The sequence below is a fragment of the Microcystis sp. M31BS1 genome (genome assembly GCF_020245285.1).
Classification (GTDB): Bacteria; Cyanobacteriota; Cyanobacteriia; order Cyanobacteriales; family Microcystaceae; genus Microcystis; species Microcystis panniformis.
The window spans coordinates 1-12767 of record NZ_JADBVE010000248.1; the positions used below are offsets into that span (position 1 = coordinate 1).

7 protein-coding genes are annotated in these 12767 nt (G+C 47.7%); all 7 read left to right on the forward strand.

Annotated features, from left to right (window positions below; all coding sequences use genetic code 11):
• Positions 1-82 precede the first annotated feature (82 nt).
• Positions 83-526 (forward strand): DUF3531 family protein, encoded by a 444-nt coding sequence (locus IM509_RS14655; protein WP_287717096.1) that lies wholly within the window; start codon positions 83-85, stop codon positions 524-526.
• Positions 527-764: 238 nt separating this feature from the next.
• Positions 765-3119, forward strand: coding sequence for a GH116 family glycosyl hydrolase (locus IM509_RS14660; RefSeq protein ID WP_185237498.1), 2355 nt, complete (start codon positions 765-767; stop codon positions 3117-3119).
• Positions 3120-3454: 335 nt separating this feature from the next.
• Positions 3455-5935 carry a CPBP family glutamic-type intramembrane protease gene (locus tag IM509_RS14665; RefSeq protein ID WP_081417894.1) on the forward strand — a complete coding sequence of 827 codons (2481 nt, stop codon included), beginning with the start codon at positions 3455-3457 and terminating at the stop codon, positions 5933-5935.
• A gap of 81 nt (positions 5936-6016) precedes the next feature.
• Positions 6017-6868: a hypothetical protein gene (locus IM509_RS14670; protein WP_072926884.1), complete on the forward strand. Its 852-nt coding sequence runs from the start codon at positions 6017-6019 to the stop codon at positions 6866-6868.
• Positions 6868-8727, forward strand: coding sequence for a VMAP-C domain-containing protein (locus IM509_RS14675; RefSeq protein ID WP_185237497.1), 1860 nt, complete (start codon positions 6868-6870; stop codon positions 8725-8727). The genes IM509_RS14670 and IM509_RS14675 overlap by 1 nt, the downstream gene beginning before the upstream one ends.
• Positions 8717-9817 (forward strand): AAA family ATPase, encoded by a 1101-nt coding sequence (locus IM509_RS14680; protein WP_185237496.1) that lies wholly within the window; start codon positions 8717-8719, stop codon positions 9815-9817. Before IM509_RS14675 ends, IM509_RS14680 begins: the two co-directional genes overlap by 11 nt.
• Before the next feature lie 8 nt (positions 9818-9825).
• On the forward strand, positions 9826-12351 hold the full coding sequence (locus tag IM509_RS14685) for an SAV_2336 N-terminal domain-related protein (protein ID WP_185237495.1): 2526 nt from the start codon (positions 9826-9828) through the stop codon (positions 12349-12351).
• Positions 12352-12767: the final 416 nt, after the last annotated feature.

Sequence of the window (12767 nt, forward strand, 5' to 3'; positions counted from 1 at the left end):
TATATTCATAATTCCCACTCCCCCGTCTCCTGTCTCCTGTCTTCTGTCTCCTGTCTCCTGTCTCCTGTCTCCTCTAAAAAATATGCAAGTACAATTTCGCGAATTTAATCCTTTTGATGTCTGGTTTTGGCTGGAATTTTCCACAGTTCCCTCGAATATAGAACAGCAATATGTAGAAGAAGTTTTTGCCTCTTGGTTTTATTTGGGTAAATTAGGGGCTTTCAATGCCGAAAACCTACAGGTACAAGAGGTAGGAGTCGATATTAGTTATATGGAATACGATCCAGATATGGCCGAAAATGCCTTTATGTCACCGATGCACAATATGACCGATTTTGAATACTTAGGTACTTGGGGACGTTGTTGGTTTGATCTCGGTACTAGCGATCTTATTGCTTTAGATATTTTAATCAATGCCTTGACCCAATTAAGTAAGGATTTTGTCGATATTAAACGTTTAATTATCGGGGGAGAAAATCAAGATTGGCCAGTCAGCGATCGCAGTAATTATCTTTTTAGCGAATAATTAGGGTTTACTGAAAAAGTTTCTTGGTTGAGTCAGTATTCAGTATTCAGGAGGAGATAGGGTGATAGGGTTTTGGGGTGATAGGGTTTTGGGGTGATAGGGTTTTGGGGTGATAGGGTGATGAGACAGCTTCCCCACTCCCCCACTCCCCCACTCCCCCACTCCCCCACTTCCCCACTTCCCCACTTCCCCACTTCCCCACACCCCACAACCCACACCCCACAACCCACTTAAATCTATGCTTAATCTCGTCTCCCTTCCAGAAATTCCCGCCGCCGCTTGGAAACGTCCTCTCGGCAAAGGTTGGGAAAAACCCTACAGCGTCCGCTATGCCAGCAATTTAGATGATGGTCCTTGGCATGGGATGCCTCTGGGGGGATTTGGGGCCGGTTGCATCGGACGTTCCCCCAAAGGTGACTTTAACCTCTGGCATCTGGACGGCGGTGAACACAGTTTTAATAGCCTTGCGGCCTGTCAATTTAGCATTTTTGAACAAACAGAAGACGGAAGCGCCCAAGCCTACGCTATGGCGACGGAAAGCCCCAAGGATGGAACATTATCGCGCTGGTCGTGGTATCCAGCCGAAAAGGGAACATATTCTGCCCTTTATCCCCGCAGTTGGTACGAGTACAAAGATGTTTTTCAGACTCAATTAATTTGCGAACAATTCTCACCGGTTTGGGCGCATAATTACCAAGAAAGTAGTTATCCTATAGCCCTATTTGAATGGACGGTTCATAACCCCACCGATAAACCGATTACTATTAGTATTATGCTGACTTGGCAAAATACAATCGGTTGGTTTACTAACGCGATTAAATCCCCAGTGGTTAAGGTGAGAGATGATGGTAGTCCCGTCTATGAATATCAATCAAAATGGGGGGAAAGTGAGGGTAATTATAATCAATGGATTGTCGATAATTTCCGCGTTGGCTGTCTAATGGGTCGGGATTACGAAAACCCCGGGGAAGGGGATGGACAGATGGCGATTGCCAGTATTACTAATCCGAGTCTAGAGGTATTCTATCTGGGTAAATGGAACCCTGCCGGCGATGGGGGCGAAGTTTGGGACTATTTCGCCATGAATGGCTCTTTACCGGATATTGAGGACGAAACCCCTGCCGAAAAAGGGGAACAAACGGCCACGGCCATGGCGATTCGTTTTACCATTCGTCCGGGGAAAACTCGCAAAATTCCCTTTATTTTAGCCTGGGATTTACCCGTCACGGAATTTGCAGAAGGAATTAACTATTATCGTCGTTATACGGACTTTTTCGGTCGCAATGGTCAAAATGCTTGGGCGATGGTACGCACGGCTTTAAAACACGGCGATACATGGCGAGAAAATATTATTAACTGGCAAAAACCGATCCTAGAACGCAGCGATCTGGCCGATTGGTTTAAAATGGCTTTATTTAACGAATTATACCTCCTAACTGACGGCGGGACCCTCTGGACGGCAGCCACGGAACAGGATCCCATCGGTCAATTTGGGGTCTTAGAATGTATTGATTATCGTTGGTATGAAAGTCTTGATGTGCGTCTCTATGGTTCCTTTGGGTTATTGATGTTATGGCCGCGCTTAGAAAAGGCCGTCATGGAAGCTTTTGCGAGGGCAATTCCCAGCAGTGACGACACTCCTCGGATTATCGGTTATAACCAAGCTAGTGCCATTCGTAAGGCTAAAAATGCCACTCCCCACGATTTAGGCGCACCCAATGAACACCCTTGGCAAAAGAGCAATTACACCAGTTATCAAGATTGTAATCTCTGGAAAGATTTAGGCAGTGATTTTGTTTTATTAGTTTATCGGGATTATTTATTAACGGGGGCTAAAGATGAGGATTTTCTGCGGGAATGTTGGCCGTCAATTGTCCTGACTTTGCAATATTTAAAAACTTTTGACCTTGATAACGATGGCATCCCCGAAAATTCTGGTGCACCAGACCAAACCTTTGATGATTGGCGTTTACAGGGAATTAGTGCCTATTGTGGTGGTTTGTGGATAGCGGCCCTAGAAGCGACGCTTAAAATTGGCGAAATCATTGGAGAAGATACAGCAATTTTTACCAGTTGGTTACAGCAATCTCGCGCTATTTATCATCAGACTCTCTGGAATGGAGAATATTATAATTTAGATAGTGGCAGTGGTTCCGATGTGGTGATGACTGACCAATTATGCGGTCAATTTTATGCCCGTTTATTGGCTTTACCGGATGTGGTAGAAAATCAATACACGCAATCAGCTTTAAGTAAGATTTATCAGGCTTGTTTTCTCAAGTTTCATGGGGGAAAATTTGGGGCAGCAAATGGGTTAAAACCCGATGGTACTCCCGAAAATCCCGAGGCAACTCATCCCTTAGAAGTTTGGGTAGGAATTAATTTTGGGTTGGTGGCTTTTTTACTACAAATGGGAATGGAAAAGCAAGGATGGCAAATTACGGAAGCGGTGGTGCGACAAGTTTATGAAAATGGCCTACAATTTCGCACCCCGGAAGCAATAACATCGGTGGGAACTTTTCGCGCCTGTCATTATTTACGCGCCATGGCTATCTGGGCTATCTATGGGGTTTTGACGGAATTTCAGGGATAAAACAGGATTATCGCCATCTAACTGGTGATCTGGTTTTACCTGGTAAATCACTCTAATCCTAAATCCGGTTATTAAAAACTGATTATTTATTCTCGGTTTTGCCCTTTGCCTCTCCTGATATGTAGCCTATACTCAGGGGATTTAAGTAGTTAGGCGTTAAAAATTATCAGATGCCCCCCTTATTAAGGGGAGATCAAGGGGGGACTAAGGGGGGATCGGCACCACCCTTATTAAGGGGGGATCAAGGGGGGATTAAAGGCAAAATCCGTTTTTAATTTAATTATAACCAGCTACTTAGTCTAAACGCTGTAGGCTGGAGAAACCTGACTCGATCGATGAGCGTCAGCTATACCATGAAAAGAACGATTTCCCGGATTGTCTGGATACTTCTCTCGCTGGCGGCGATCGCTCTAGCGGTGTTTCTGTTCAGTCCGCGCCCCGTGGAAGAAGCCAAGGCTGACTACTGGATCATGAGTCGGTTAGCGGTCAATCAACCGGGCTATTTTCCCCTAGAGCAATCCCTCGATCCGCGATGGTATCGCCCGATCGCCCCCTGGATCGGTCGCCTGATTTTGCCAAAACCGGAGGAATATTCGGCCACACCGGGGGAAGATTGGACTTGGTTGCAGGTTTACCAAGCACCCCGGCCGGATTTAGTCGGTCAAAAAGTTCGTTTAGGTTGGCGGCAATCCCCGGCACTGGCTCGATATTTAGGACTGGTTACTAAGGATATTCGCTTCACTCCAGAGGCGATCGAGAGTGAAAAACAGGGAAATATCCTACCGACTCGCTTGAATGGTCGTTCAGGGGTCGGACCACTGCAAGCGCTGGCCGGATCGCGACCGCTCGATGATGTGGTCGTCAGCTTTCCCGATGCAGAAATCGGGGAAACGTCATTACAAGTGGAGCGAATGCCCTTGATCGTTACCGGGCGCTTCGTGGCATTGGTGAAAATTATCGGCGAAGCTCCCCTCCGAACCCCCACCGACATCCCCAAGGTTTGCCCCGGTTCACCCCCCTGTGGGAGCGAACTTTTCCGAGTGCAACACTATAACCGCGACAGTGGACAATTCGACGGCAGCTCGGAAGTGATCCGCATTCCCCAACAACCCTTAGTTTCTGGAGGACGTTTTATCTCCACCCCTCGACAGTTAGCAGCAGCAAGCGAAGGAAAGGAGGGCTGGTATATCTACGGGGTGCAGGGACGGGATAACCTCTTTACCGTTCAAGCGCTCAAACCCCGATCGCTGTTTCAACTGCAACCGACGGAAATCCTGACTGGGGTGCGATCGGGCCAAGATTACATCACCCGTGGCACTTGGAACGATACCCCCGCCCGCAAAGGAACCGCCAGTCGGGTAACAGTCCTGCCGGAGGGTGAAAAAAAATCGTGGAAAGAGGGGGATAAAGGAATAGGAATTCATCTCTTCGGGGGAATCGGCGGTAAAAAAGGCGAATCAATACAATTGGCAACGGTAACGGGTCATTTTTCCTATTTTCTCTACGAAGTGATTCGGGATGCCCAGACGGGAGAGCTGCAGTGGCAGCTCGATTACGATCAGGTGTATGCTCACAATCCCCAGGGGATTTTATCGGGATATCAGAGTTGGGCGAACTATACGGGTAGTTTAGAGCGGGGATGGCTTAATTCCCGACCCATATCCGATGCGATCGTGAAATTAGACCTATTGGAGGATTACAACTTTGGCGGGGTTTCTCTGTCCCCCCTGACAGAATTCCGCAAGCAGTTAGAGATCATGATGGCTCGCTACCGAATCGGGGACGGGACCGGGGTTTCTAGTGTTACCCCCGCGACTTCCTGCGTCCAGGACTCGAATCAGGCCCTTTATATCACGATCGCTACCCTGCGCCACCAGTTTGAAACCGATCCAAAGATCGCCGCTTGGTTGACAACCCATGCCGACGATCCGGAAACCTTGCGTTTTCAACGTTTGGGACAATTGGGCGATCGTTTAGAACAAGTATTAGCTCCCCGGGGGGTGATCCGGGCCGATTGGCGGCAAAACGCCCAAATTCTCGCCGGTATCACCGATAGTCGCGGAAAAGGCTTTATTCGGGAAAATACACTGGCCAACGCTCTACTAAGCTGGCGCTCGATGTTACCGCGAGGCAGCAATGACGTGATCGGTGAGATTTTCTTGCGGTCAGGAGCTACTCTCTGGTTCCTCCGTACTAATCAGGTTGGGGGAGCGATGCCGGAGATTTTACCCCTCGCACCGACCAAGTTATTCGGGGAAATGCCGATGATCGCGCCAATGCTCCGTCGCACTTTGGGAGCGCTCGTGCTGCCCCTTACCGGTCGGGATTGGGGGGTGACGGCGATCGGATTGGGATTGTACGCTGTGATCGCCCTGACCATCGGTTTCCGGTCGGGTTTTTTACGTTGGCACTTCCCCGAACGGAGACCGTTAGAGATACTGAAAATGCTCGTCTTTTGTTTTTTCTTCCCGGCATTCTGGGAGGAATTCGTCTTTCGGGTGCTGTTAATTCCCCATCCGGAAACGGCAACTTCCACAGCTAACCTGATCCTCTCTGCTTTGGTCAGCATCACGCTTTTTACCGTCTATCATCCCCTCAATGCAATTATTTTTTACAAAAAGGGCAATCCGACTTTTTTTCAGCCTATTTTCTTGATTTTAGCGGCTTTATTGGGATTAACTTGCACCGTTGTCTATTGGCTGACTGGTTCTCTCTGGACGATCTCGGTGCTGCATTGGTTGGTGGTGGTGGTTTGGTTGCTGTTTTTGAACGGTCTATCTCGACTGACAAGGCGATCAAAGCAAGGCAGTTTTTAAATTTGCTCTCGGTCTAAAGTGGGAAAAACCGTTTAAAATTGGAAATCAACAGGGATAGGGAAGCCCTGTAACCGCACGATCATGGCTAAAATTGTCGGTGTTCATGGTATCGCGCAAGAATTTAGGGGTAGCAACACGATTTCTGCTGAGTGGTTGCCAAGTCTCAAGGATGGATTGAAACTCGCGGGAACCGAGTTAAAGTCCGATACCGATTTTCTTTGTGCGTTTTACGGAGATATTTTTCGGGGAAAATCGAAAGCGCTCGGTATCCCGAACTACGATGTTAATGATATCGATTCCGATTGGGAAAAAGAATTACTTCAGTTGTGGTGGCAAGAAACGGAACGATTAGAAAATAATCATCCCAATGCGAATAGCCTTTTGAGAGAAAAATCTACCCCAAAAATTATCCAGAGAGCTTTGTCGGGGTTAAGTGAATCTCGGTTTTTCGGTAGCATTGCCGAGAAATTGGTTATTTCTTATCTTAAGCAAGTAGGGAGCTATTTACACGATCAAAAGCTAAAACAGCAGATTCAAGAGCGAGTAATAGAATGTATCGGTGAAGATACGCGGGTACTTGTAGCTCATTCTCTCGGTTCGATCGTCTGTTACGAAACTTTATGTCAGCATCCAGAATGGCCGATTAAAGTCTTTGTCACTCTCGGTTCTCCTTTGGGGATAAGACAATTAATTTTCGATCGACTGCAACCATCCCCCCGCAATAACCTGGGGCGCTGGCCCGGAAATGTGGAAAGATGGGTAAATATCGCGGACGATGGCGATGTGGTGGCGTTGACAAAGCAACTCAACCCTTTATTTGAGGGAACTGTCGAGGATAAGCTAGTTTATAATGGTTGCGAGGCTCATGATGCCAAAAGGTATCTGACGGCGGTTGCAACTGGGGAAGCGATTCGATCGGGGTTAATCGATTGATGGGTAATGATATGGATGAAGAAATCAAGTATTATCTGATCGCTTGTGGGACAAAGGATTACAACGCATTCGAGCAATTACCCAGCGTCGAGACGGATTTAGAACTGGTGAACAGTCTCTTTACCAGTGGTTTTGGATATGAAAGAGTTCTGCCAAGTTTACACTTGAATCCCACAACTAACGATCTTAAAAAATTATTCCCTAATTGGCTTCGGGATAGAGAGCGGCATGGAACGAAAAATATTCTTATTTTTTACTATTCTGGTCATGGCGAATATTGTCCAGGTGATAGACATTATCTCATACTGGAAGACACAAATAGTGACGATATACCTTCAACGGCTTTACCGACTCAAGACTTAGTTCTTCCTATTAAAAATAACCAAGTAACCATCTCTCAAGTTCTCTATATTATTGATACTTGTTACTCCCAAAGTGGTGCGGGAGATATTATAAAATTCGTTAGCAATGCTATCAAACAATATGAAGCGGTTCGAGGAGCTAATATAGCTATTCATGTTATGGCAGCTTGTAGGGCAAAAGATACAGCGATCGAAGGCGTTTTATCCCGATCGCTGCAACAAGCTCTCGATGACATAAAAGCGATCGAGTTTTATTCCCACTCTGGATATGTCGATCTAGGTTTGTTGGTTCATAAAATGAACCAAAATGTTGACAGTAATCAGCGTGTTAATTATTCTGCGCTAGGAATTGAAACCCATGCTATCTTTTTTCCTACTTATCCTAAAGCTGACCAAAAATGGGAAAATCAACGATTTAATTTAATCGAAAAACTTTTCAATATTTTAAATATTAATTCCGATAATAGTTTATTTTTAATCAACTCTTTTCTGTTAGTCTATGAGGATCCCAAATCGTCATCTATTTCAAACATACAAGAGCTTAGAGAAAAACTAAAAGATTTGTCTAGTAAGCCAGTTAATAAAGAAATATGTCCTTTGATTTTATTTTCTGAATGGTGCAGATTGAAGTTATATAAGCATCAAAACCTAGATATTGCTGAAAATGCTGAAAATATTGATACTTGGAAAGGTGAAGCTGTTCGATATAGGGATGGTGTGCAGTTAGACACAATCAAAAAATATGCGAGAGAATTGTGGGATAAATTTAATAAAAATATCGAACTAGAAGGAAGAATACAAATTGTAATCTCACCCGCAATTGATAAACATAATAATACGGGCTTACAAACAGAATATTTTTATGTAAATACGATGTTTTTTGTGGGAATAAACAATAAAATTAAGTTATGGAATATCTATAAAAAAGAACAAGGTTTTATGTTAGAAGAAATGCAAGATAGTTTCTATCAGGTAATTCCTGAAATGTTTTACTATTTACCCAATCAAGCGAGACTAGAGATTGAGTTTTTCCTTCCATTTGCTTTGCTGAAACACTCCCTAGAAGATATTAAGTTTAGATGCGGTGAGGGGCCATCTATCGGATACGAGTATCCTGTTTTTATTAACTCCTTTGATCGCTATTTCGATGAAGATTTCCGAGAGATACGCGACGAGATCGAGGAGATCAAGAGAGCTTTATGGGAAAATAATAGCGATCTTGACCAGAAAGATTACTACATCGGAACCGAACCATCGATCGCCGATCTGGAAGATATCGTGGAATCCCTGCCGATCGCCGTCTGGAGTCGAAACGCCGGCGAACCGATGGCAGATAACGATCTAAAACCCTCGGAATGGAGAAACTGGCCCGATAATATCAAAGAATTACGCAGAAACAAGCGAAAAATCGCCCTTTTCTGGGACGATCTATACCCCAAACCCGCCCCGAGACCGAGACCTCTAAACACGAGAGTGGTGGAATCCAATGGCCAATAAACCAGTTTCCAAACCAGAAGACCTTCGCATCTATCGGGGTTTGACCCTGAGCGCGAACAGTTTACCCACACCCAAAGAACAAAGAAAACACCTCGATCGCATCCCACCGCCACCTCCTTGGCGCAGTTTTAGCCTATCCCCAGAAGAATGGACAAAAGCGGCAAAATCGCAGAAAATACCGCCCGAACAGGGAAAAATCGACCCTAGGGCTTTAGGATTCGTCGCGGATAGGAAAGCGGTGGAATTGGTGAATGCTGCCCTCTGTTTGCGTCGTCCCCTACTGATCGAGGGCAACCCCGGCGCCGGCAAGACTTCCCTGGCCTACGCAGTCGCGCGGGAATTGGGACTACCCGGCCCCTACCGTTGGTCGATCGTTTCCCGCACCACCCTTAAAGAGGGTCTTTATGCCTACGATGCGATCGGACGGTTACAGGAAGCTTCCCTACAAAGACAGAAAGTGGGAGAGGGGGGAGAGTACGAGGAACCAGATATCGGCAGCTATCTAAGATTAGGTCCCATGGGGATGGCTTTTTATCAATCCCTTCCCGGACGACCGGCGGTGCTGCTAATTGATGAGATCGATAAAAGCGACATCGATATGCCTAACGATCTCCTCCATATTTTCGAGGAGGGATTTTTTGAGATACCGGAATTGACACGATTAAAAACCGGCAACCAATCGGTTCTTCCCTATCGCGGTCAACAGGAGGACAGCGAGGAAAAAATCCCGATCGATCGAGGTTGTGTGTCTTGTCAGGAGTTCCCCCTAGTATTCATGACCAGTAACGAGGCCCGGGAGTTTCCCCCCGCTTTCCTGCGTCGATGTTTGCGTTTAAGACTCGAACAACCCGACAACGAGGATGATTTCTATCGGATACTAGAGCAACGTTTCCCCCCGGAGAGCCTAAATCAATTGGACGAACCGGCCAGAAATCTGATCCGGGAATTTCTCGATCGAATCAAACGCAAAGACAAACTAGCCACCGATCAACTGCTCAACGCGGTCTATCTGTTACTACAGGGAAACGACCTCACCGCCACCGATCGCCAATCGCTGCTAGACACCATCTTTAAATCCTTGCAAGGGTAGGGGGAGAGATGGAAGGGAAGAAAGCCATCTGGTGGGAAGACGAGAGGGAAATGGCAGAACTGATCTGGTGCGCTGCTTACCTCGATCGAATTATCGCGCCTTGGTCGATCGAGCAGCCCGGACAGTCGGAAGCAACCTCATCTAATGATCAGGAGGATAACCGGTCATCCGGCAGCGGTGAAAAAACCCCTCCCCCCGGAGCGATCGAGTCAACGCTCCCCGTTGTCCATCCCGAAAACATCGATCGCCCGACGCAGACCTCCCGGAAGCGCGATTCGGTCGAGAGCGATCGTTCTTCTCCCGTTCGCGTCCCCGATCCCTTTCCGATACCCGAACCCACCGCCATCAGTAAGGCAATTCTCCCCCTAGCGCGTCGCGTGCCTGGATTACGGGCCGACGAGTTGGATATCGAGGTTACAGTGGAACGGACGGCCGAAGCGGGGGGATTACCGATGCTCGCTTTCCGTCCCCCCCTAGAACGTTGGTTAGAGGTTCACCTGTTGATCGATCGCTCTCCCCCGATGGAATTTTGGGGAGATCTAGCGGGGGGAATGACTACCCTCTTCCGTTGGCAAGGCTTTTTTAGGGATGTGCGGGTTTGGTGGTTCGAGACGGGTGAAAATGAAGCTCGTTTGCTTTCCGGCGCCGGGCAAATCGAACGGAACCCTCGCAGTCTGGTTGCACCCTCTGGAAACCGACTTTTTATCGTCCTAACCGATACTTTGGGGAAAGCTTGGCGATCGGGGTCTGCCTTCGCCACCCTAGCGGATCTGGGCAAAGAACACCCCGTCACCATCGCTCACATTTTCCCGCAGGAGCTATGGCAACGAACCGCTTTAGAGGGAGCAATCCTCCGGCCTTTGATTGCACCGGGTCCCGCTTCTGCCAATGCAATACTGCAAGTGGGGGAAAGACTCCGCACGAAGCAGATTCTCTATCGGTTCCCCATTTTCAATCTATCCCCTGCTCACTTTGCAACCTGGGCGAAATTTATCGCTGGGAGCGGTGGTAACTCCATTCAGGGGGTTTTAATGGGAGCAAAGACTGCGGGGGTGAATATGGGTGAAACTGGAGAAGAAGAAGCAGCCGCTCCGGAAGCGGAATCCCCGGAAGAGTTATTGAGAGGCTTTTTAATCGATGCCAGTCCCTTGGCCCGAGAACTGGCTAAAGTGCTGGCGGCCGTTCCTCTGATTCCTCCGGTGATGCGATTGGCACAGCGGCGATTTTTACCCGATAGTAAACATTGGCATCTAGCGGAGGTCTTTTTTAGCGGACTGGTCGAAAAATCTACCTTTAGTCCGGAGGGAGCGACGGTTCCGGATGCTTGGTACGATTTTTACCCCGGCATTCGTCAGCTACTGTTGGCAGATAGTGCCAACCGGCGCACGATCGATATTTGGCGCGGCATCGGCGATTATATTCGCGACCATTACGGTGAATTTCGCGATTTTTCGGCTCTAATCCCCAATCCACAGGGTTCTCTAGCGGATGCAGTCAGCGATCGCTCTCTCTATTTCGCTGAGGTGGACGCGGCTGTTCTCCGCACTTGGGGGGGAGAGTACGCCGATATCGCCCAAAACATCGAGGAGAGAGTGAGGCAGCGAAAACAGGAAATCTTGACCCCGGAAAAACTCCTAAAATTCACCTTCGAGACCCTATACGTCGATAAACGGGGAGAAATTACCAAAAGAGAATCCCGGGAGGCCTACTACTACGAGGAACCCCTAGGCAAGGGAATCGAACCCCTGACTATGGTTGCTATTCCGGGGGGAACTTTCCTGATGGGTTCACCGGGAGAAAAGGACGATTTCAAGTCTGAAAAACCCCAACACCCCGTGAGCGTCAGTGCCTTCTACCTGAGCCAGACTCCGATTACCCTGGCGCAATGGCGGTTCGTGGCCCACCTACCGAGGGAAGGAAAAGACCTCGATCCAGAACCTGCGGAGTTTAAGGAAAGTGATAATAACCCCGTCGATCGCCTGAGTTGGTACGATGCGATCGAATTCTGCGCCCGTCTGTCCCGTCACACGGGAAAAAATTACCGTTTACCAAGCGAGGCCGAGTGGGAATACGCTTGTAGAGCGGGAACAACCACCCCCTTCCACTTTGGCGAGACGATCACGGGAGAACTGGCGAATTACAATAGTTCAAAGGTCTATCAACAAGAAAAGGCGAAAAAATCCCCAAAGAAAACCACCCCCGTCCGCTCCTATCCCCCCAACGCCTTTGGGCTGTACGATATGCACGGGAATGTTTGGGAGTGGTGTTTAGATCCGTGGCATAGTGATTATCAAGGCGCACCGCCCACAGACGGGAGCGTTTGGGACGAGACAAATAATGATAATCGTTATGAAAACTTATTAAATAGTATAAATGAACTCTTGACGGATAAACGAATTGGTGTACTGCGGGGCGGTTCTTGGTTCGTCAATCCCTATTACTGCCGTTCCGCTTACCGCCTCGTCAACTACCGCCGCGACTTCGACGACGACTTCGGTTTTCGGGTGGTGTGCGGTGCTGGGAGGACCCTGTAATCCTTTTCCCCTTTTTTTCCCTCTTTTCCTCATTCCCTTTTCTGGGATTTTTTTGGGCAGACTATAGTACAAATGTATTGGTTTAGTGGTGGTCAATTATCTGGGGGGTTTGATCCCCCCTGCCCCCCTTGATAAGGGGGGTGCCGATAGGCGGGGGGATCTCCCTTGATAAGGGGGGTTTGATCCCCCCTGCCCCCCTTGATAAGGGGGGTGCCGATAGGCGGGGGGATCTCCCTTGATAAGGGGGGTTTGATCCCCCCTTCCCCCCTTGATAAGGGTAGGGTTGATTCATTTAAATTAAGTACAGCTAATTTTGAGTCAATAAATTTGACTGAAGATTCTCAATTTTATCTTTCTCTAACCAAAAGAGTTAGTCACAATAACTAATCTTTAATCCTCTGCCAAATTTATTATGA